The following is a 20,217-nucleotide window of genomic DNA, read 5'->3' as shown; positions in this document are numbered from 1 at the left end:
GAAGTGTTGTTTTATGCAAGATGCTCGGCCGCAATGCTGGCCAGCAGTGCAGTCACGCGGGGGTCTTCACCCACTGGGGTGGCGATGTGAAAAAGAACCTGCGGGTAGGTTTGTGCCAGTTGTGCCACCAGTTTGGGCAGGTCGTTGCGTGCGTGGCGACCAGTCCCCAGGAACATGGGCACAACAGTGATCTGGGTGCAGGCTTGCGCCACAAGGCTTTGACACGCTGCAGGCAAATCTGGCTCAGTCAGCTCCAGGTATGCGCAAGCGCACAGTGCTTGAGGGTGCTGGGCTTTCAAGGCTTGTGCAGCAGCCTCAATGGGCGCGCTCCACAGCGGATCGCGTGAGCCGTGGGCAAAGAAAATGACGCCGCGCAACGGCGGCGTCATGTTTAGCGGCGAATCACCAGCCATGCAAAAGCACCCAGTGAAAGTATGGAATAGATCAGCCCCGGTGCTGCTGCCGTGAGCATTGGAGACCAGTTTTGCAGGTTGCCAGCATAGCCAAAGACGTTGTTCAGCAAGAAAAAGCTGATGCCGGCCATTACGCCGCCAAACACGTAGCCGGCAATACCACCGGAGCGAAAGTGCAGGTAGGCGAATGGCAGCGCCAGCACCACCATGACCAGGCAGCTCAGGGGGTAGAAGACCTTGCGCCAAAACTCGATTTCGTACTTTTGGGCTGACTGATCGTTGGCCTTCAAATGCTGAATGAACTGAAACAGCTCCAGCGTGGGCATCCGGTCTGGTTTGTGCACAGCGGCCACCAGCATTTCGCTGCTGATGGTGCTGGGCCATTGCAGCGTGCTGCTGTTTTCGCGCGTGAGCTGTGCCGCCTCTGTGCCACCGGTGTCGGTGTACTGAAAGCGCGTCAGCTGGGCATTGTTGAGCATCCAGATGTCCGCATCTTCCAGCACTTGGCCGCTGTCAGCGTGAATTTGCAGCACCATGCGCCCTTGTGTATCAAATTCGAAGATTCGCACCTTCGTCAATGCACCGTCGGCACGCACAGCGCGGACATTCACCGCCAGGGTATTGCCCTTGTTTCTTTCCTTCAGCCAGGCGCCAGTGGAGCCTACGGTAGAAGTCTTTCCTAGGTACTTGGCTTTGGCAGTCAGCGCAATGCGCTCGGCTGCTGGTGCAATGTAGTCCCCCACAGCCACGGTGAGGATGACAAAACAGGCACCCAAGGTGAGCATGGTGCGCAATGCAAGCCATGGACCCAGGCCGCTGGTGCGCATGATGGTGAACTCAGAGCTCTGGGCAAACCGCGCCATGACAAAAATGCTGCCAATCAGTACGGCAATAGGCAGCAACTCATAGAGGTGATTGGGCAGCCCCAGGCTGACAGACAGCAAAGCGTGCCAAATGTTGTAGGTGACATCACCAAACTGGCGGCCTACATCACTCATTTCATCGAGCAGATCGAAGAAAAAGAACATGGCAAGAAAGGCCAGAACGACAAAACCAATCGCACTGATGGTGTCGCGGTAGATAAGCTTGCGCAGTGTTTTCATGCGGTCACCTCACGACGCTGCCAGAGGTCTTTGAGGTGCCAGCGGTTGTGCCGGATGGTCAGCCCTATGGCGGCAATGGCAAAAATACCGCCGTGCATACCCAGCAGATAGGTTGGCAAGGAAATGCGCCCGGAGGCAACCCAGCTTTGTCCCATGCTCATTAAATTGTAGTAAACCACAAAGGCCAGAAGGGCGACCACCAAGCTGGTGCTTTGGCCTGCCCGGGGATTGACGATAGTGATTGCCAAAGCAAGCACCAGTAGATTGAGCGCTGCCAACGGCAGGCCAGCACGCCAGCCAGCTTCAGCCAGATTGACTGCGGTGGGTGCTTGGAGCAACGCAGTTGTTGACAGCGCCCGCGCTGTCAGGTTGGTTTGCGCCGCAGAGGCAGGCTCTAAAAGCAGGGTGTATTTGTCGAAATGAGTCAGCTTGATCTGGCCTGTGGCCTGGTCTGTTTCCACGCGCTGGCCTTCAGTCAGCACAACGTTGCGCTGGTCTTCAATGGTCTGCAGCTGGGCCGTTTTGGACGATGTCACATATTCGCGGCCCTGGCGCTGCTCGACCAAGAAAATATTGCTGGCCGATTCATCAGAAACACTGTCTTTATCGATGAAGATCACGCGTGTGCCATCGGAAGATTCCTGAAACTCGCCCGGAGCAATCCGGTCAATGTCGCTGCGTTGTTCAAATTGACTGCGCAATTCCTGAATCTGCTGGTTGCTCCACGGCCAGACCAGCAAACCCAGCACTGCAATCGTGACCACGATGGGCCATGCAAATCGCAAAATGGGCTTGAGCTGGCTGGCAAGACCCTGGCCGCTGGCGAACCAGATAGCCATCTCGCTGTCGCGGTACATGCGAGACAGTGTGCCAACGACAGCGACAAAGAGGCTGAGCGTCAAAATGGTAGACATCTGCCCCAGGACCGTAAAACCCATAACGAGCATCACATCGGAGGGGCTGACAGTGCCTTTGGTGGCTTGACCCAAAGTGCGGATCAGCATCATGGTCATAACCACGGTGATAAGTACCACCAGCGTGGCACCGAAGCTGCGGCCCAGCTCCTTGCGTATGGATGAATCGAATAACATTGGCAGAAAAGGAAAACGCCGATTATGAACTTTGAACTGAAGACTTTGAACCTGTCCAGCGCCGCTGCAGCAAAGTGCGATCTTCTTTTATTGTTGGTGCCTGAGTCATTCAAGCCTCAACAAGACCCCTTGTCTGCCTTGGTGCAAAACGCTGTCAGTCATGGCGACTGGTCTGCAGCGACCTCCAAGCAACTGCACTTGTACCAAACTCAGGGCGTGCAAGCACGCCGTGTTTTGTTGCTGGGTGTGGGCAAAGGAACTGTACGCGATCTGCGCAGCGCATTATCGAGTGCAGCCTCTGTTTTCAAGGCTGAAGGTGTCAAACACGCCATTGTGTGCCTGAGCGCGCTCAATGATGTGAACGAAGCCGTGCGCACTGTGGTGCAATCTGCTGCCGATACCACCTACGCTTATACGTTGACCAAATCGCAGAGCAAAGTTGCAGAACTTACCAATATCAGCATTGGTGTTCTGGACAAACGCTCGGCAACCAGCAGTTTTGATCAGGCTGTAGCTGTTGCGCTGGGTCAGGCGTTGGCCAAGGAATGGGGAAACCGGCCCGCTAACCATGCAACGCCCACACTGCTGTCCAAGGCAGCCAAGGAGCTGGCCAAGCACTCATCTATCCAGTGCAAGGTGCATGGCCCCAAGGAAGTGGCCAAGCTGGGGATGGGCGCATTCTTAGCCGTTGCGCAAGGTTCTAGAGAGCCACTGCAGTTTATTGAGCTGACATACAGCGGGGCCGCCAAATCTCAGGCCCCAGTGGTGCTGGTCGGCAAGGGTATTACGTTTGATACCGGTGGCATTTCGCTCAAGCCAGCAGCCGCAATGGATGAGATGAAATTTGACATGTGCGGAGCCGCCAGCGTTTTGGGCGTGTTTCGTGCATTGGCACAGCTCAAGCCTGCGATCAATGTAGTGGGCTTGATCCCTGCCTGCGAAAACATGCCCGATGGTGCTGCGATCAAGCCTGGCGATGTGGTGACCAGCATGAATGGGCTCACCATCGAAATTCTGAACACGGATGCCGAGGGGCGCTTGGTGCTGTGCGACGCTTTGACCTATGCCGAGCGCTTTAAGCCTTCGGCAGTCGTTGACATTGCCACATTGACGGGTGCATGCGTCATCGCTTTGGGTGGCGTGCGCTCTGGCTTGTACGCCAACCAGGACTCTTTGGGCGAGGCACTGCAGCAAGCTGGCGAAAAGAGCCAGGATCTTTGCTGGCGCATGCCTTTGGATGATGACTATGCCGAAGGCTTAAAGAGTAATTTTGCAGACATGGGCAACGTTGCCGGTCGTGCGGGTGGATCCATTACAGCAGCAAAATTCCTGCAGCGTTTTGTGGGTAGCATGCCCTGGGCGCATCTGGATATTGCGGGCACTGCCTGGAAAGAAGGCGCGGCCAAGGGTGCAACCGGCCGCCCGGTGCCTTTGCTGATGCAATACTTGCTCGATGCGGCGCAACAACCGGCACCCAAAGCCAAGAAGGCGGTAGCAGCTGTCAAGCGCGCTAGCAAGCCAGCCACGGTGCTGACAGGTGCGCAAGCCAAGTCTTCAGGCAAGGCTGCCAAAGTTTGATGACAGAAACACCCATGCCCCAAGTGTCTTTTCACTTTAATGCGCCAGACAAACTGGAATATGCGTGCCGCTTCATTCGCAAAGCCATGCGCCATGATGCACGCGTCACTGTGGTGGCTCCCATGGAGCGGCTGCGCCAGTTGTCTGCGCGTTTATGGAAGTTCGCGGGGCATGAGTTTCTGGCACATGCTGTGCAAGGCGAGGATGCTGAAATTTTCACCCTGGCACCCGTGGTGCTTGTTGAGTCTGCAGCCGCCAGCACGCACCAAGAGGTGCTGCTTAATCTGGGGGGCGAAATGCCTCAGGGCTTTGAGGCGTTCGCCAGAGTCGTCGAGGTGGTCTCCAGTTTTGACGAACAGGACCGCGCTCAGGCCCGTGTTCGCTGGCGCGCCTATCAAGAGGCGGGCCATGCCATCGAGCGCTTTGATTTGGTACTGAAGGAGGGTTGAGCGATGTTCAATTCAGATGCTCGCCAGCCTCCGCGCTTTGTACCGACGCTGACCGACGTCGTGCTGGAGCAGGCAGCACCGGCGCCACAGGAGCCAATGCCAGACAGGCTCAGTACCGTTACACCAGAGCCACCTTTAGAGGAGAACTGCGCAGAACCGCTGGCAGAGGTGGCAGAGGTGGCAGAGGTGGCAGAGGTGGCAGAGGTGGCAGCAGTATCACTGCCAATGTCACCGCCGATCCAAGCGCCTGTTGCCACGCAAGACTGGTCATTGATGGCACAGGCCATGCAGGTCAGCGTGATGGCTCGACTGGATGGTGCGCTGCAAGAGCGCCTGCGCTATGCGCTGTCTGACTTGGTGCAGATGCACACGCAAAGCCTCTACCAAGCCATTCGGCAAGATGTGGAGCAACTGGTCAGCGTGTCGGTGCACGAAGCCATTGCTCAAGAACTAGCGCACCTGCAAAAAACTCAGGAAGACTGAGCAGGCGGCAGGGCGCTTTATGTGCGCAAGGCTTCAGGGTTCAGAATATTGTTGGGCTGGCCTTGTGCAAAGTGCAAAATATTTTCAAACGCTGCACCAAAGTAAAGCTCATAACTGTCTTGCTCCACATAGCCAATGTGGGGTGTGCATATGCAGTTTTCCATTCGCAGCAATGCATGCCCCTGCAAAATAGGTTCGCTTTCAAATACATCGACAGCAGCCAGGCCGGGTCTTCCTTGCTGCAGCCCTGCAGCCAGTGCATCAGGCTCGATCAGTTCTGCGCGTGAGGTGTTGACCAGCAAGGCGGTGGGCTTCATCCACGCCAGATCAGTGCGTTGCACGATGTGCGTCGTCTGTGCAGTCAGACGCAGGTGCAGGGAAAGAACGTCACTGTTAGCGAAAAATTCCTCTTTGCTGCTGCAAGCGTGATAGCCATCTTGCTGCGCTGATGCACAGGACGAGGCGCTACCCCAGACCATGACATTCATCCCAAAAGCTCTGCCGTAGCCAGCCACAATGCGGCCGATGCGCCCATAACCCCAGATGCCCAAAGTGCGTCCACGTAACGCACTGCCAATTGCAAAATTGGGCGGCATGGAGGCTGCTCTGAAACCGGATTGCTGCCAGGCACCGTGCTTGAGGTTGGAGATGTACTGCGGCAATCTGCGCATTGCAGCCATGATGAGCGCCCATGTGAGCTCGGCAGGAGCTACCGGTGAGCCAACGCCTTCAGCAATAGCAACGCCATGCTCGGTGCAGGCTTGCACATCAATGTGCGGGCCAGCTTTGCCCACTTGCGCAATGAGTTTGAGTTTCGGGAGTTTTTCAATCAACTGGCGAGTAATGGGGGTGCGCTCGCGAATGAGCACAATGACATCTGCATCACGCAATCGAACAGCCAGCTGACCAACACCTTTGACCGTATTAGTAAAAACTTTGGCGTTAAAGCCGTCCAGGCGTGTGGCGCATTGCAGTTTGCGCACCGCGTCCTGGTAGTCGTCCAAAATGACAATGTTTAGTGACATGCTTTAACTGTAAGTTGTTGGTTTGTTTAGTTAAGTGGCTGTTGTGATTGACGTTTTTTTTCGAATGTCGGGACAAAAGCTTACGCCAAGACTACGCCAGTACATACCCGGCAGTCTGACTTTACACTCCCCGCTTTGGCGCAAGTTTTGGCATAGGCTTTCAGTATTCAAACCATGCCGCCGCACCCACTCGGTGAATGTATTTTGATGCAAGAGCAGCTAAAGTCTTCGCAGCCAAAGGCTACATTGTCACCGAAGGTTGCCTGACACTTGTGCTGGTGGCGATGACACCCCGCGCTTGAGCCGCACCTGGATTGCCCCGGATCTGCATCAGCCAAGCGCCAGACGCGCACACTGCCGTGCCCAAGCGCTTGGTGAATTTGATGACTTTGGCGGCATGCTGGGCTGCAGAACGCTTCAATGCAGTCCAGTACATCGGGATGGGCAATACCCCAACTGACATGTTGCACGATGAAGCAGCAGACACCAGCAAAGGTATTCAAGCCGCTTGAATGCAGCCGGCAAGCGCTATTGCTGAAACACAATGCGCCCAATGCCGGCGTCATCCGCCGGACGAAGGCTCCGCATGGTCAGCGCTGATGACAGATCTTTGCTGGCGCATGCACAGTGCCTGCGCTCATGGTCAGGTGGGTTGCTGGGGCTTGTCTTTGCCCTCGCTCTGCAGTGGTGTGATTGCCAAGTCTGCGCCTACGGCTCGGCGTTCATCAAACACAAAGCAACCACCGTCGTAGAAAGCACCATCAGTTTCCTCAAAGTATTTGAGAATGCCGCCTTCGAGCTGGTAGACGTGCTCAAGCCCCTCGTTGCGCATGAGGATGGCGGCTTTTTCACAGCGAATGCCGCCGGTGCAGTAGCTCACCACAGTTTTGTCGGCCAGACTGGCCTTGTGAGTACGCAAAGCCGGAGGGAATTCGGTGAACTTGGTCAGGCGCCAGTCCACTGTATTGCGAAAGGCGCCTTCATCCACTTCGTAGTCGTTGCGAGTGTCCAGCGTGATGACCTCGCGCCCCTCGTCGTCATGGCCTTGTTCCAGCCAGCGGCGCAGTGTGGCGGGAGCCACAGAGGGCGCGCGACTTGCTGCGGGGCGAATGGTGGGATGGTCCATGCGGATGATTTCACGCTTGACCTTGACCAGCATCTTTCGAAACGGCACGGTATCTGACCAGCTTTCCTTGGGGTCCAGGTCCGCAAAGCGGGGGTCTTCACGCAGGGCGTTGACAAAGGTGTAAATGGCTGCGGCCGGGGCGGCCAGAAAGAAGTTGATACCTTCTTCGGCCAGAAGCACTGTGCCCTTGAGGTTCAGTGCACTGGCACGCTCTGCCAGGGTGGTGCACAGGATGTCGGCATCCGGCAGGGGGGTGAACTTGTAGCAGGAAATATTCAGAATATCGGGCACGTTGTATATCTGGTTGTGCGCTGAGGCCACACATGCCCCCTGCAGGGTTTACAGGGTCGTGGCGTGTGCAATTGGACTTGGGGACTTGATACCCAGTTTAAAACAAGCATCGCCATCCAAGCGGCAGCCGTGCGGCAGCGGCTGCGGGGGCATTGCTTTGCAAGTCGGCGCGCGTGAAGAATGTGCAAGCCAGAAGCGAACTCGAAGCTTGCACTGGCTGCTAACCATAATTTTATTGGACCGTGGCGAAGTCAGTGGTTCAGCGGGTTGTAACGGGACTGTCGCAGCACTGTCCTTACTTGGGCTTGAACGGGTTGCCTGCCTGTAATTCCTGTACATAGCCTTCAACAGCCATGGTTTCCTGCTCCAGAAAGTCTCGAATGGCTTGCGCAAACTGAGGGTGGGCCACGTAATGCGCGGAATAGGTGCTCACGGGCAGCAGGCCTCGCGCCATTTTGTGTTCACCTTGGGCGCCGCCTTCAAAGATCTGTAGCTGATGGGCAATGCAGTAGGCAATCGACTGCATATAGCAAGTTTCAAAATGCAGGCCACGAACAAACTCCTGGCTTCCCCAATACCGGCCATACAAGGTGTCTGCGGCACGTACATTCAGTGCACAGGCCACCGGCTGCTTGTCGCGCTCAGCCAGTACAAGCACAAAATGCAGCACGCCCTGTGCATGGGCCTGCTGGAAAAAATCTTCGCTCAGATAAGGCTGTGAATGGTGCTCCACATAGGTTTGCACGTAGCAGCGGTAGAAAAAGGACAGGTGCTCAGGCGTGAGCTGCTCGCCTTCCAGCCAGCGATAGCTGATGCCAGCGGCGGCCACATACTTGCTGTCCTGGCGCATCTTTTTGCGTTTGTCCTGGGATAGCTGAGCTAAAAAGCTTTCTGTGCTGTCATAAGCCTCGTTGCGCCAGTGAAACTGCACACCTTCACGCACCATAAATCCGGCGCGCTGCAGGGCGTGGCGATCTTCGGGGTTCACAAACAAGCTGTGTACGGATGAAGCCTGTGACTGCTCACAGAACTGACGAAGCCCTTGGGCCAGGGCCAATCGCGCCTGCGCATCCACGGCCAGCAGGCGCGGGCCTTGCACTGGTGTGAAAGGCGATGCGATGACCAGCTTGGGGTAGTAAGGCAAGCCATGCGCTGCAAACGCCTGCGCCCAGCCTTGATCAAATACAAACTCGCCGCGTGAATGTGTTTTCAAAAAGCACGGGGCTGCGCCAACCAGAACACCCCCTTGGTGCAGCAGCGCATACTGTGGATACCAGCCTTGGCGAGCATGTACGCAGCCGGTCGCTTGCAGCAGACGCAAGAAGTGGTAGCCCACGAAGGGACTGCCCTGGGCCATGGCTTTCCAGACGGCAGGGTCTACCTCATCCAAGGTATCGGTGACAGTGAGCGTATAGGCAGTGTTCATTCAAATGACAGGACAGATGCCTGCGCGTGCTGATGCAATGGGCGTGGGGCGGATTGCCAGCAATATGCTCGCTTGCTGCTGACAAGCTTGCACAGCAAGTGCGATAGGCATTAAAAAACGAATGGCTCCGTGGCAGTGGCATGTTCAGTCGCCTGTCGCTCTCAGGTCGATGTCGCAGCAAGAGTTGTTGCCAGAGTGTGTAGGGGCGATTGTCTGAGATTTGGCCGGCGCAATCCGTATCTCTTTGAGCACCGTTTTCCGTGAACGGTTTTCATGGGGCACAAACAAGAATGCCCGCTTGCTAGCGGGCATTTGTGCTGCAAGCCTTGGTTGAGCTTGCTAAATTTGGTAGGCGCGATTGGATTCGAACCAACGACCCCCACCATGTCAAGGTGGTGCTCTAACCAACTGAGCTACGCGCCTGTGTCTGTTCGAAGCTGTAACTATAGCAGTGTTTGTATGCCTCAAAAGAGAAAAGCGACAATTGCATCAAACAATTGCCGCTTCTAAGCCTGTCAGTACAGAAATCGGGATACGAGTTCTGACTCAAGCGAACGCAATTACCAAATTTTCCACCATGGGCCTTTGGCTGCTGGTGTTTTTGTCACATCAGCTGCATTGGCAAAATTTCCATCGCGAACGCGTTTGGCGTCATCTCGCAGGTCGTTCATGCCCAGCTTGTCGTAGGAATTGATCAAAATATCCAAAGCCTCAAGGCTTGCAGGGACGCCCTGGTAATCAGACAGTGCGGTTTGCGCGCGTGCAATGGCCGCAACGTAGGCGCCGCGCGAGTAGTAGTAGCGTGCTACGTGTACTTCGTACTGAGCCAGCGAATTGACAATGTAAGTCATGCGCTGGCGTGCATCAGGGGCGTAGCGAGAAGCGGGAAAGCGCGTCACCAGTTCGCTGAATGCCTGGTAAGAGTCTTTGGCGGCTTTTTGATCGCGTTCAGACAAATCCTGGCGCGACAGCCATGCAAACATGCCCAAATTGTCATTGAAGTTCACCAGACCCTTGAGGTAAAGCGCGTAATCAATGGCTGGGCTGGCAGGGTGCAGACGGATAAATCGATCCAGCGTTGCGTGAGCTTGCTCTTTTTCACCGGCCTTGTACTGGGCGTAGGCTTTTTCAATCTGAGCTTGTTGTGCCAAGGGCGTGCCTGCTGCACGGCCTTCCAGCTTTTCAAACAAAGGCACAGCTTTGTCAAAGCCGCCAGCCTGGACTTCATCGCGTGCCTCGGTGTAGATCCGGTCAGTCGACCAGTTTGCTGTGGGATCTTCTTTGGTTGAGGAGCATCCGGACAACAGGCCTGCTGTGAAAATAATAGCAAGAGCAGGTCGTGAAATACGCGGCATAGCGAACAGCTTTCGGACAGAGGTTGTCATAAATTCTAGTAAGGCGGCTGCTCTAAATGAGCTGGGTGCAGTCTGCAATATGTGCTGCATTGTATAGGGCTAAATCTTTCACTTCGCAAGCCTTGTGCTGCCACTTATTGCTACGGACATGCAACGAAGTTCAGGCATGGGCGGCAGGGTGTTTCTACAATGGCGGCTATGTTTGTTCACTTGCGCCTGCACACCGAGTTTTCCGTCATCGATGGAACTTGCCGAATCAATGATGCCATCAGTGCTGCTGCGGCAGATGGCCAACCCGCACTGGCTATTACAGACCTGAACAATTTGTTTGGGGCACTCAAATTTTACAAGGCAGGCAGAGGCAAAGGGGTAAAACCCATTTTGGGCGCAGAGCTCAATATGGAAGGTTTTGCCACGGGCACGACTTGCCGTGTACTGGTCTTGGTGCAGAGCCAGCAGGGTTATCACAACCTTTCGGAGATACTGGCCCGAGGCTGGACAGGCAATGTCTCCAAAGTCCAGGCACAACCGTTTTTCAAATGGGAGTGGCTGCAGGAGCTCAATGAAGGGCTGCTGCTGCTTTCTGGCGCAAATGCGGGGCCAGTGGGGCAACTCTTGCTGCGCGGCGACTCTCAGGGGGCAGCAGATGTTGCATTGCAGCTGGCCAGTACGTTTACACACAGATTTTATTTAGAGCTGCAACGCGCCGGACGCAGTGAAGATGAAAAGCTGGTGGTACAGACTGCACAACTGGCTTCGCGGCTTAACTTGCCTGTGGTTGCCACGCACCCCATTCAATTTTCCAAGCCAGACGACTTTGAGTCGCATGAGACGCGGGTCTGCATTGCCGAAGGCGAAATTCTTGGCAATGCCAAGCGTGTGCGCCGTTTTACGCGCGAGCAATACTTCAAAAGCAGCGCGGACATGGAGCAGCTGTTTGCGGACATTCCTTCCGCCATCGAGAACACGCTGGAAATTGCGCGCAGATGCAGTGTGTCGTTGAAGCTGGGGACCTATTTCCTGCCAGATTTTCCGGCCCCTGGCGGTATGACCATGGCGGATTACTTTCGCAAGGCTTCGTTCGAGGGGCTGGAGGACCGGCTTCAGTTGCTGTTCCCAGACGCCAAACTGCGCAGTAGCAAGCGACCAGAGTACGTAGAGCGGCTGGAGTTTGAACTGGGCATCATCTTGAAGATGGGCTTTCCGGGCTACTTCCTGATCGTGGCTGACTTTATTAACTGGGCCAAGAACAATGGATGTCCGGTAGGGCCGGGGCGTGGTTCTGGCGCTGGTTCGCTGGTGGCTTATGTGCTCAAGATTACCGACCTTGACCCTATTCACTACAACCTGCTGTTCGAACGTTTCTTGAATCCAGAGCGTGTTTCCATGCCTGACTTTGACGTGGACTTTTGTCAGGCTAACCGTGATCGGGTGATTGACTATGTCAAGGACCGTTACGGGCGCAACGCGGTGAGCCAGATCGCCACCTTCGGAACCATGGCTGCTCGTGCGGTGATCCGCGATGTGGGCCGGGCCATGGACATGAGCTACGGCTTTTGTGACGGTATCTCCAAGCTCATTCCAAACAAGCCGGGCTTGCATGTCACGCTGAAGTACCCGCCCAACCCCAAGAAAGACGGTGACAAGTACACCTATGCGATTGAAGCCGAGCCTGTGCTGGCGCAGCGCATTGAGCAGGAAGAAGACGTCAAGAACCTCATCGAGCTGGCGCAAAAACTGGAAGGGATGACCCGCAATATCGGCATGCACGCGGGCGGCGTGGTGATTGCGCCGGGCAAGTTGACCGATTTTTGTCCCTTGTACCAGCAACCCGGCAGTGACTCCGCGGTCGCGATGTTCGACAAAGATGACGTGGAACAGATCGGCCTGGTGAAGTTCGACTTCTTGGGCCTGGCCACGCTGACTATTTTGGAGATCGCGCGCGAATTCATCATGAAGCGCCACAAGGGGCAGGAAGACTTCAGGTTTGAGGAAATCCCGCTGGATGATCACCCAACTTACAAGTTGTTCCAGGAAGGCAAGACCGAAGCCGTCTTCCAGTTTGAATCACGCGGTATGCAAGGCATGCTGCGCGATGCCAAGCCTTCCCGCCTGGAAGACTTGATTGCCTTGAATGCGCTGTACCGGCCAGGTCCAATGGATCTGATTCCTTCTTTCGTGGCGCGCAAGCATGGCCGTGAAGAGATTGAGTATCCCCACCCTCTGGTAGAGAAGGTGCTCTCGGAAACTTACGGGATCATGGTCTACCAAGAGCAGGTGATGCAGACCGCGCAGATTCTGGGCGGGTATTCACTGGGTGGCGCTGACTTGCTGCGGCGGGCCATGGGTAAGAAGAAAGTGGAAGAGATGGTCATGCATCGCGCCACTTTCTGTGAAGGTGCTAGCAAGCAAGGCATTAGTGAAGACAAGGCGGGCGAAGTTTTCGACCTGATGGAAAAATTCGCCGGCTATGGCTTCAATAAGTCGCACGCAGCCGCGTATTCTTTACTGGCCTACCACACGGCCTGGCTCAAGGTGCACTACACGGCGGAGTTCTTTTGCGGGAATATGACCGTGGAAATGGACAACACCGACAAGCTGAAGGTGCTGTACGAAGATGCCTTGAAGATGGGCATGACGTTTGAGATGCCTGACGTGAACCGTGGGGGCTATCGCTTTGAGCCTGTGACAGACAAGGTGATTCGCTACGGTCTGGGTGCCATCAAGGGCACCGGCCAGCAGGCCATTGAAGCCATCATCGCCGCCCGTGAGGGCGATGGTGTCGGGCCAGATGCGCATGTCAAAGGCCCATTCAAGAGTCTCTTTGACTTTTGTACCCGCGTGGACCGCAGCAAGTTGAATAAACGCACCTTGGAGGCGCTGATCAAAGCCGGTGGGTTCGACAGCATCCATCTCGATCGTGCATCGTTGGTAGCCTCGGTGGATACCGCGTTTGAGTATTCCAGCGCACAGCTGGCCAATGCGAACCAGGGCGGGCTGTTTGACATGATGGGCGCCGACGCCCAGGGCTCAAGTGCGCAGGAGCCGCCCCTGGCAGATACCTTGCCCTGGGGTATCAAAACACGGCTGACGCAGGAAAAGCTGGCGGTGGGCTTTTATATCTCCGGCCACCTGTTTGACGAAGTAGAGCAGGAGGTGCGCAACTTCATCCGCACCCCCTTGAGCGAGCTGAGCGACAGCCGTGAGCCTCAGTTGCTGGCAGGCATTGTGAGCGACCTTCGGGTAATCAACGGGCAGCGCGGCAAGCTGTGTCTGTTCAAGCTGGACGATAAGAGCGCGGTGCTGGAAGCCTCTATTGATGAGGCAACGCTGAACGCCAATAGCGACCTCTTGAAGGACGATGAGTTTGTCGTCATCAGCGGCCGCGTGCAAAACGACCATTTCAGCGGTGGTTTACGCCTGAAGGCCCAGAAGGTTTTCAGCTTGGGCGATGCCCGCTGCCGTTTCGCACGCTATCTGCAGATCGATGCTGCGCACAAGATGCCCGACGTCACGCGTATTTTGCGAGAGTTCCCTGCCTTGGTGGACTCAAGCGAAGAGGGCGAGGTGGTGCGTGGCTTGAAGATTCGACTGGGGGTGCGCTGCCAAGATGGTGATACTGCAGCCTTGGCGGAACTGGACATGGGGGAGCGAAACAAGTTTTACCCCAGTGATGCAGCCCTGGCAGCATGGCGTGCTGAAGCCGGCAATGTCGGCTGCCAGATTGTGTGGCGTAACGCTTGACCGCAGCATGTAGTCCATCAACTTACGGTGTCCTACATGATGTTTCTTGAAATGACCCTTTTCGAGCCCAAATAAAAGCATGAAAAATGAATGCGGGCTGATCGCTAGAATGAAATTCATGGCTACCCAACAACCTCCGCATCGCCCTACATTGCCAGACCAGATCCATAGGGAGGATGATGGCAACTCAGTGGTGCTGGAAAGGCGCAAGCAAAAGGTTGCGCCGCCCCCGATGTACCAAGTGGTCATGCTCAATGATGACTTCACTCCTATGGAGTTTGTGATTGAAGTGCTGCAAGAATTCTTTAGCAAAGATAAGGAGCAGGCTACGCAAATCATGCTCAAAATTCATCTGGACGGACGCGGCGTATGTGGTGTCTATTCCCGCGATATTGCTGCCACCAAAGTGGAGCAAGTGCTTCAAGCTGCCCAGCAAGCTGGTCATCCGCTGCAAGCTGTAAGCGAGCCTATTGAATAAATGGTGTTCGCCCTGACCTATACACACAGTCTCATAAACCGCAAGCACAAAGGAGTTCGTACATGATTGCCCAAGAACTGGAAGTCAGCTTGCACATGGCATTCGTGGAAGCCCGTCAACAGCGCCACGAATTCATTACCGTAGAACATTTATTGCAAGCGCTGCTGGATAACCCCAGCGCTTCCGACGTGCTGCGCGCCTGCTCCGCCAACGTGGATGATCTGCGCGCCTCGCTGAGCAACTTCATCAAAGACAACACCCCACAGGTGTCTGGCTCTGAAGAGGTCGATACACAGCCTACGCTGGGTTTTCAGCGCGTGATTCAGCGCGCCATCATGCATGTGCAGTCCACAGGCAATGGCAAAAAAGAAGTCACTGGCGCCAATGTGCTGGTAGCTATCTTTGGCGAGAAAGACTCGCACGCCGTGTATTACCTGCACCAGCAGGGGGTGACGCGCCTGGACGTGGTCAACTACATTGCCCACGGCATTCGCAAGAGCGATCCGCCAGAGCCCGCCAAGTCTGATACAGGCATGGAAGGCGAAGATACCGGCGGCATGGGCAGTGAGCGTGCAGAAAAAGCTTCTCCTCTGGAGCAATTCACGCAGAACCTGAACCAGGCGGCCAAAGACGGCAAGATTGATCCGTTGATTGGTCGTGACTACGAGGTAGAGCGCACCATCCAGATCTTGTGCCGCCGCCGCAAAAACAACCCGTTGCTCGTGGGTGAGGCAGGGGTGGGTAAAACCGCCATTGCCGAAGGCCTGGCCTGGCGCATTACGGAAGGCACGGTGCCAGAGGTGCTGTCCGAAGCGGTGGTCTATTCTCTGGACATGGGCGCCTTGCTGGCCGGAACCAAGTACCGGGGTGATTTTGAGCAGCGCTTGAAGGGCGTGCTCAAAACACTCAAAGAAAAGCCCAACGCGATTTTGTTTATCGACGAAATCCACACCCTGATCGGTGCCGGTGCGGCCTCTGGCGGCACTTTGGATGCCTCCAATTTGCTCAAGCCTGCGCTGTCCAGCGGTCAGCTCAAGTGCATTGGTGCGACCACCTTTACTGAATACCGCGGTATTTTCGAAAAAGACTCGGCCCTGTCTCGCCGCTTCCAGAAAGTGGATGTGGTGGAGCCTACCGTGGTTGAGACCATTGAAATTCTCAAGGGGCTCAAGTCACGGTTTGAAGAGCACCATGGTGTGCAGTACACCACCGAGGCACTGCAAGCTGCGGCGGAGCTGTCTGCCAAGTACATCAATGACCGTCACTTGCCTGACAAGGCCATTGATGTCATTGACGAAGCTGGCGCTGCCCAGCGTGTCAAGCAGCCCGCTGCACGCAAAGACACCGTCACCCGCACCGAGATTGAAGAAATCGTTGCCAAGATTGCCCGCATTCCGCCTGCCAACGTCTCCAATGACGACCGCAGCAAGCTGCAAACCCTGGAGCGTGACCTCAAGAGTGTGGTGTTTGGCCAGGACAAGGCTCTGGAAGTTCTGGCCAGTGCCGTCAAGATGGCGCGCTCTGGTCTGGGCAAGCCAGAAAAGCCGATTGGCTCGTTCCTGTTCAGTGGCCCCACCGGTGTGGGCAAGACAGAAGCGGCCAAGCAGCTGGCCTACATTCTGGGCGTGGACCTGATTCGCTTTGACATGTCTGAATACATGGAGCGCCATGCAGTCAGTCGCCTCATCGGTGCGCCTCCCGGGTATGTCGGCTACGACCAGGGTGGCCTGCTGACAGAGGCTGTGACCAAGAAGCCGCACTCCGTGCTGCTGCTCGATGAAATTGAGAAGGCACACCCTGACATCTTCAACGTGCTGCTGCAGGTGATGGACCACGGCACGCTGACGGACAACAACGGGCGCAAGGCAGATTTTCGCAACGTGATCGTCATCATGACGACCAATGCGGGCGCTGAAGCCATGCAAAAGTCGGTGATGGGCTTTACCACCCAGCGCCAGGTGGGCGATGAAATGGTGGACATCAAACGCCTGTTCACCCCTGAGTTCCGCAACCGTCTGGATGCCATCGTCAGCTTCAAGCCGCTGGATGAACAGATCATCTTGCGTGTGGTTGACAAGTTCTTGCTGCAACTGGAGCAGCAGCTTGCCGAGAAGAAGGTGGAAGTTTCTTTCAGCGACAAGCTGCGCAAGCATCTGGCCGCCAAGGGCTTCGATCCTTCCATGGGTGCACGCCCCATGCAGCGCCTGATTCAGGACACCATCCGCCGCTCGCTGGCTGATGAGCTGCTGTTTGGCCAGCTGGTCAACGGTGGACGTCTGGAGGTGGAGTGGGATGCGCAGGCCAACGAAGGCAAGGGCGATGTGGTGCTGGACATCACGCCGTTGCCGGACAAGGAAAGCAAGTCCGAACCTGCAGAACCTCAGCAGGCCACTGCGGCAGATTAAAAGCGCCGCATGCTGCAAAAAGCCGACAGCTTTCAAGCTGCCGGCTTTTTTTATGGCTGCACGCTTTTAGCCGCACTTCACAGGCTACAGTCAGCCCCAAACAATTAAGCAAATCAGGAGCAGATGTGGGCACTATGTTGCAGTGGTTCACCCGTGAACATGTCATGTTGACGCTGTCCATCTTGTGGTCGGTCTACGTGGTCATTGTTGGCGTCTGGATTTTGTTGCAGCGCCGCGCTCCGGTGGCAACGCTCAGCTGGCTGCTGTCGATGGCGGTGATCCCCATCATCGGCCTTGGGGTGTACTACTTTCTGGGCCCCAGGCGATTAAAGCGCCAGCGTTTTCGCCGTTTGCGCAGCCGCCGCCGCTCACGCGTGCGCGGCAGCATTGCCCGTTTGAAAGAGAAGGTGCCCCAGGCCCCAGAGCGGCTGCACCAGGTGGCCAAGCTGGTGACGGCATCCACCAATTTCCCGGTCAGCACTGCAGACAATGTGGAGCTGCTGGTAGGTGGTGCGGCCACGTTTGACAGCATCATGGCTGCCGTGCGCAACGCCCAGCACTCCATCCACATGGAGTACTACATTTTTGAGCCCGACCAAACGGGCCTGGGCTTGCTGGAGGCCCTGTGCCAGAAAGCACGGCAAGGCGTGGCCGTGCGTTTACTGGTTGACGCCCTGGGCTCCAAAAAACTCATGAGCAAGCACTACCAGCTTCTGGAAGAGGCCGGTGGTGAATTTGCGCTGTTTCACCCCACCAAGTTTGGCCGCCGCGTGCGGCCGGTCATCAACTTTCGCAGCCACCGCAAGATTGTGGTGATCGATGGGCGCATTGGCTACACCGGCGGCGTCAACATCACTGATGAAGAAGACAAGCGCATCTTGCACAATGCCTACCACGACGTACACGTGCGGCTGGAAGGCCCGGTCGTGAACTGGCTGCAGACGGTGTTTTTGGAAGACTGGAGCTATGCGCTCGATTACAACCGCAAAAACGAGCCCAGCGATATTGAGGCCTTGCTGCCTGACCTGCCGGATGGCGATCAGGTGGTGCAGATCATGGCCTCTGGGCCAGACAGCAGCATGGAAGCCATTCACCGCGTGCACATCTCCGCGATTCATGCCGCACACAAGCGCCTGTGGCTGACCACGCCGTACTTTGTGCCCACTGAGGCCGCCATGCTGGCGCTGACCAATGCGGCTTTGCGCGGTGTGGATGTGTGCTTGCTGGTGCCGGAAAAGTCAGACTCCAAAATCGTGACCGCTGCGGCGCGCTCATACTTTGATGAGCTGATCAGCTGTGGCGTCAAAGTGTTTGAATACCACGCCCGCATGCTGCATTCCAAAACCATGGTGGTGGACGACATGGTGGGCATTATTGGAACGGCCAATTTTGACAACCGCAGCTTTCGCCTGAACTACGAAGTGTGTGCCGTGGTTTATGGCGAGAGTTTTGCCGCCAAGCTCGATCAGCAGTTCCAGGAAGACCTGACCCACGCCCGGCGCGTAGGCTATGCGCGCCCCCAAAGCTTTCTGCAGCGCTTGGGTGATTCGCTGGCGCGGTTGTTTTCGCCTTTGCTTTAGTTGCAGTTGGTGCGCGAGAGGTGCAACAGGTGCAACAGGATAAAGCAGTGTTTATATTCTTTTAATAGCTGCTAAGGCTTATAGGTAAAGGTTTTCAGATATAAAACTATCTGAAAACCTTTGCTAATAAGCGCTGGTAGCTCTTCTTTTAATATATTTGAATCATGGCGCCCAGGCAGCTTGAGCGCTGTGCACGCTGCGCCAGCCAGCCAAAGGGTGGCAGTAGCGGCCAGGTGCAAAACCGCCATGCAGTGTTCGATGGCGCGGTGTCGGGCCTAAAAAAAAGCGCCTTGCGGCGCTTGGGGGTTCAGTCGGCGGTGATGCCGGCCGATTTGATGAGGGCTGTCCAGCGGTCGGTTTCAGTCTTCAGGTGCTGGCCCAGCGCCTGCGGGGTGCTGCCAATGGGCTCTGCGCCAATAAAGTCCAGACGCTTTTTGACCTCCGGGTCGGTCATGGCTTCGTTGAGCGTTTTGCCCAGCTTTTCCACAATGGCCGGTGGCGTGCCTGCAGGCATGAAGGCGGCAAACCATGGCGAGACTTCGTAGCCGGTGATGCCCGCTTCTGCCAGCGTGGGCACGTCCGGAAGGCTGGTGGAGCGGGTTTTGGTGGTCACGCCCAGTGCTTTGAGCTTGCCGGCCTGAATGTGCGGGCGTGCCGAGGTGATGCTGTCAAACATCACATCGACCTGGCCACCCAGCAAATCGGTGATTGCAGGGCCGCTACCACGGTAGGGAATGTGCAGCATTTTGACGCCGGTCAGCGCGGTGAAATTGGCGCCCGCCAGGTGAATGGATGTGCCATTGCCTGCCGACGCGTAGGTCAGCTTGTCGGGGTTTTGCTGCGCCTTGGCGACCAGATCCCTGGCGGTCTTGATGTCTTTTTGATGGGGGCTGACCACCAGCACATTGGGCACCACTGCCAGCAGGCTGACAGGGGCAAAGTCTTTGATGGGGTTGTAGCTCAGCTTGTTGTAGAGCGCGCCATTGGTGGCCATGCCGATGGAGGTGATCATCAGCGTGTAGCCGTCAGCAGGCTGCTTGGCCACGTAGTCAGCGCCAATATTGCCGCCAGCGCCGGCTTTGTTTTCTACGATGAAGGGCTGGCCCAGCTTGCGGCTGGCCACCTCGCCCAGCGTGCGTGCAATGGCATCCATGGCACCGCCGGGTGGAAAGGGCACCACCCATTTCACGGGTTTAGAGGGCCAGTTGCTGGCGTCGTCCTGCGCCCATGCGGGGCTGCCCACGGCTGCCAGTACGGCCAGTGCAAGTGTTTGCTGAATAAAAGTGCGCTTCATGGTTTGTCTCCCTGTTCGGGTTTTGTTTGTGGTGGTGAATGTGGCGTCTGAGGCTGGCGCTTAGCTGGCGATAGCCGATGGGTGGCACGCCAAAGGTGTGACATGGATATCCATGTAGTCAAACAGTGGCAGGCCTTGCAGCAACTGGTGCAGCTCGTCGTTGGAGCTGACGTTGAAGATGCTGTAGTTGGCGTACTCGCCCACTACGCGCCAGATGGACTGCCAGCGGCCATCGTGCTGCAGCGCTTGCGAGTAGGCCTTCTCACGGGCTTTGATATCTTGGACTTGTACGGCGGGCAGGTCATGGGGAATGCGGACATCCATTCTGACGAGAAATAGCATGGTGAATCTCTTAAAGGAGGGATGAAAGAAGGGG

General features: G+C 56.2%; 17 protein-coding genes and 1 tRNA gene. 8 read left to right on the top strand and 10 right to left on the bottom strand.

What is annotated here, in order from left to right:
* Positions 1-11: 11 nt before the first annotated feature.
* From IB213_RS12425 to lptF, 3 genes are read right to left on the bottom strand one after another with little or no spacing between them, the layout of a single operon-like run.
* Positions 12-389, bottom strand: a complete 378-nt coding sequence (locus IB213_RS12425) for a sirohydrochlorin chelatase (RefSeq protein WP_192406833.1) — start codon at positions 387-389, stop codon at positions 12-14.
* Positions 390-391: 2 nt separating this feature from the next.
* A complete protein-coding gene (gene lptG, locus IB213_RS12420; RefSeq protein WP_191721651.1) occupies positions 392-1,516 on the bottom strand; it encodes an LPS export ABC transporter permease LptG in 1,125 nt (374 codons plus the stop codon).
* A complete protein-coding gene (gene lptF, locus IB213_RS12415) occupies positions 1,513-2,607 on the bottom strand; it encodes an LPS export ABC transporter permease LptF (protein WP_191721652.1) in 1,095 nt (364 codons plus the stop codon). The genes lptG and lptF overlap by 4 nt, the downstream gene beginning before the upstream one ends.
* Positions 2,608-2,631: 24 nt before the next feature.
* On the opposite strand from lptF, the gene IB213_RS12410 reads away from it, so the two are divergent.
* The 3 genes from IB213_RS12410 to IB213_RS12400 are packed head-to-tail and all read left to right on the top strand — an operon-like array spanning position 2,632 to position 5,117.
* The gene (locus IB213_RS12410) at positions 2,632-4,185 is read left to right on the top strand and encodes a leucyl aminopeptidase (protein ID WP_192406831.1); all 1,554 of its coding nucleotides are present in this window, start codon (positions 2,632-2,634) and stop codon (positions 4,183-4,185) included.
* 14 nt (positions 4,186-4,199) lie between these two features.
* Complete coding sequence (locus IB213_RS12405) at positions 4,200-4,634, top strand: DNA polymerase III subunit chi (RefSeq protein WP_192406829.1); 435 nt, start codon at positions 4,200-4,202, stop codon at positions 4,632-4,634.
* Between the two features lie 3 nt (positions 4,635-4,637).
* On the top strand, positions 4,638-5,117 hold the full coding sequence (locus IB213_RS12400) for a hypothetical protein (RefSeq protein ID WP_192406826.1): 480 nt from the start codon (positions 4,638-4,640) through the stop codon (positions 5,115-5,117).
* Between the two features lie 17 nt (positions 5,118-5,134).
* Here IB213_RS12400 and IB213_RS12395 read toward each other — a convergent pair whose 3' ends face one another.
* The gene (locus IB213_RS12395) at positions 5,135-6,142 is read right to left on the bottom strand and encodes a D-2-hydroxyacid dehydrogenase family protein (protein ID WP_192406824.1); all 1,008 of its coding nucleotides are present in this window, start codon (positions 6,140-6,142) and stop codon (positions 5,135-5,137) included.
* Between the two features lie 359 nt (positions 6,143-6,501).
* Between IB213_RS12395 and IB213_RS12390 the strand changes: the two genes are divergently transcribed.
* The gene (locus IB213_RS12390; RefSeq protein ID WP_192406822.1) at positions 6,502-6,654 is read left to right on the top strand and encodes a hypothetical protein; all 153 of its coding nucleotides are present in this window, start codon (positions 6,502-6,504) and stop codon (positions 6,652-6,654) included.
* 131 nt (positions 6,655-6,785) lie between these two features.
* Here the strand turns inward: IB213_RS12390 and IB213_RS12385 are convergent, their stop codons facing one another.
* From IB213_RS12385 to IB213_RS12370, 4 genes are all read right to left on the bottom strand, one after another.
* Complete coding sequence (locus IB213_RS12385; protein WP_192406820.1) at positions 6,786-7,559, bottom strand: sulfurtransferase; 774 nt, start codon at positions 7,557-7,559, stop codon at positions 6,786-6,788.
* Between the two features lie 295 nt (positions 7,560-7,854).
* Positions 7,855-8,985 carry a GNAT family N-acetyltransferase gene (locus IB213_RS12380; protein ID WP_192406818.1) on the bottom strand — a complete coding sequence of 377 codons (1,131 nt, stop codon included), beginning with the start codon at positions 8,983-8,985 and terminating at the stop codon, positions 7,855-7,857.
* A gap of 346 nt (positions 8,986-9,331) precedes the next feature.
* A tRNA-Val gene (locus IB213_RS12375) sits at positions 9,332-9,408 on the bottom strand.
* Positions 9,409-9,545: 137 nt separating this feature from the next.
* Positions 9,546-10,340 carry an outer membrane protein assembly factor BamD gene (locus IB213_RS12370; protein ID WP_192407167.1) on the bottom strand — a complete coding sequence of 265 codons (795 nt, stop codon included), beginning with the start codon at positions 10,338-10,340 and terminating at the stop codon, positions 9,546-9,548.
* A gap of 198 nt (positions 10,341-10,538) precedes the next feature.
* On the opposite strand from IB213_RS12370, the gene dnaE reads away from it, so the two are divergent.
* From dnaE to cls, 4 genes are all read left to right on the top strand, one after another.
* Positions 10,539-14,084 (top strand): DNA polymerase III subunit alpha, encoded by a 3,546-nt coding sequence (dnaE, locus tag IB213_RS12365; protein ID WP_192406816.1) that lies wholly within the window; start codon positions 10,539-10,541, stop codon positions 14,082-14,084.
* A 118-nt stretch (positions 14,085-14,202) separates the two neighbouring features.
* Positions 14,203-14,562: an ATP-dependent Clp protease adapter ClpS gene (gene clpS / locus IB213_RS12360; RefSeq protein WP_191721792.1), complete on the top strand. Its 360-nt coding sequence runs from the start codon at positions 14,203-14,205 to the stop codon at positions 14,560-14,562.
* Between the two features lie 62 nt (positions 14,563-14,624).
* Entirely contained in the window at positions 14,625-16,967 is a 2,343-nt protein-coding gene (gene clpA / locus IB213_RS12355) for an ATP-dependent Clp protease ATP-binding subunit ClpA (RefSeq protein ID WP_191721661.1), read from the top strand.
* A gap of 134 nt (positions 16,968-17,101) precedes the next feature.
* The gene (gene cls / locus IB213_RS12350; protein ID WP_192407165.1) at positions 17,102-18,547 is read left to right on the top strand and encodes a cardiolipin synthase; all 1,446 of its coding nucleotides are present in this window, start codon (positions 17,102-17,104) and stop codon (positions 18,545-18,547) included.
* 307 nt (positions 18,548-18,854) lie between these two features.
* On the opposite strand, the gene IB213_RS12345 is transcribed toward cls, so the two are convergent.
* Both IB213_RS12345 and catC read right to left on the bottom strand, forming a co-directional pair.
* A complete protein-coding gene (locus IB213_RS12345) occupies positions 18,855-19,841 on the bottom strand; it encodes a tripartite tricarboxylate transporter substrate binding protein (RefSeq protein WP_192406813.1) in 987 nt (328 codons plus the stop codon).
* 60 nt (positions 19,842-19,901) lie between these two features.
* Positions 19,902-20,183 carry a muconolactone Delta-isomerase gene (catC, locus tag IB213_RS12340; RefSeq protein ID WP_191721663.1) on the bottom strand — a complete coding sequence of 94 codons (282 nt, stop codon included), beginning with the start codon at positions 20,181-20,183 and terminating at the stop codon, positions 19,902-19,904.
* Positions 20,184-20,217: the final 34 nt, after the last annotated feature.

The sequence above is a fragment of the Comamonas sp. CMM02 genome (genome assembly GCF_014851485.1).
Taxonomy (GTDB): domain Bacteria; phylum Pseudomonadota; class Gammaproteobacteria; order Burkholderiales; family Burkholderiaceae_C; genus Comamonas; species Comamonas avium.
Note: the sequence above shows the minus strand (reverse complement) of the source record. Positions and strands in the feature narration are given on the sequence as shown.

Excerpts from the sequence above, each read along its gene's own strand:
- cls (WP_192407165.1), top strand. The coding sequence starts at position 17,102 with ATGTTGCAGTGGTTCACCCGTGAACATGTCATGTTGACGCTGTCCATC.
- IB213_RS12395 (WP_192406824.1), bottom strand. The coding sequence starts at position 6,142 with ATGTCACTAAACATTGTCATTTTGGACGACTACCAGGACGCGGTGCGC.
- IB213_RS12380 (WP_192406818.1), bottom strand. The coding sequence starts at position 8,985 with ATGAACACTGCCTATACGCTCACTGTCACCGATACCTTGGATGAGGTA.
- IB213_RS12405 (WP_192406829.1), top strand. The coding sequence starts at position 4,200 with ATGCCCCAAGTGTCTTTTCACTTTAATGCGCCAGACAAACTGGAATAT.
- IB213_RS12400 (WP_192406826.1), top strand. The coding sequence starts at position 4,638 with ATGTTCAATTCAGATGCTCGCCAGCCTCCGCGCTTTGTACCGACGCTG.
- clpS (WP_191721792.1), top strand. The coding sequence starts at position 14,203 with ATGGCTACCCAACAACCTCCGCATCGCCCTACATTGCCAGACCAGATC.
- lptG (WP_191721651.1), bottom strand. The coding sequence starts at position 1,516 with ATGAAAACACTGCGCAAGCTTATCTACCGCGACACCATCAGTGCGATT.
- IB213_RS12370 (WP_192407167.1), bottom strand. The coding sequence starts at position 10,340 with ATGCCGCGTATTTCACGACCTGCTCTTGCTATTATTTTCACAGCAGGC.
- IB213_RS12410 (WP_192406831.1), top strand. The coding sequence starts at position 2,632 with ATGAACTTTGAACTGAAGACTTTGAACCTGTCCAGCGCCGCTGCAGCA.
- clpA (WP_191721661.1), top strand. The coding sequence starts at position 14,625 with ATGATTGCCCAAGAACTGGAAGTCAGCTTGCACATGGCATTCGTGGAA.
- catC (WP_191721663.1), bottom strand. The coding sequence starts at position 20,183 with ATGCTATTTCTCGTCAGAATGGATGTCCGCATTCCCCATGACCTGCCC.
- dnaE (WP_192406816.1), top strand. The coding sequence starts at position 10,539 with ATGTTTGTTCACTTGCGCCTGCACACCGAGTTTTCCGTCATCGATGGA.
- IB213_RS12425 (WP_192406833.1), bottom strand. The coding sequence starts at position 389 with ATGACGCCGCCGTTGCGCGGCGTCATTTTCTTTGCCCACGGCTCACGC.
- IB213_RS12345 (WP_192406813.1), bottom strand. The coding sequence starts at position 19,841 with ATGAAGCGCACTTTTATTCAGCAAACACTTGCACTGGCCGTACTGGCA.
- lptF (WP_191721652.1), bottom strand. The coding sequence starts at position 2,607 with ATGTTATTCGATTCATCCATACGCAAGGAGCTGGGCCGCAGCTTCGGT.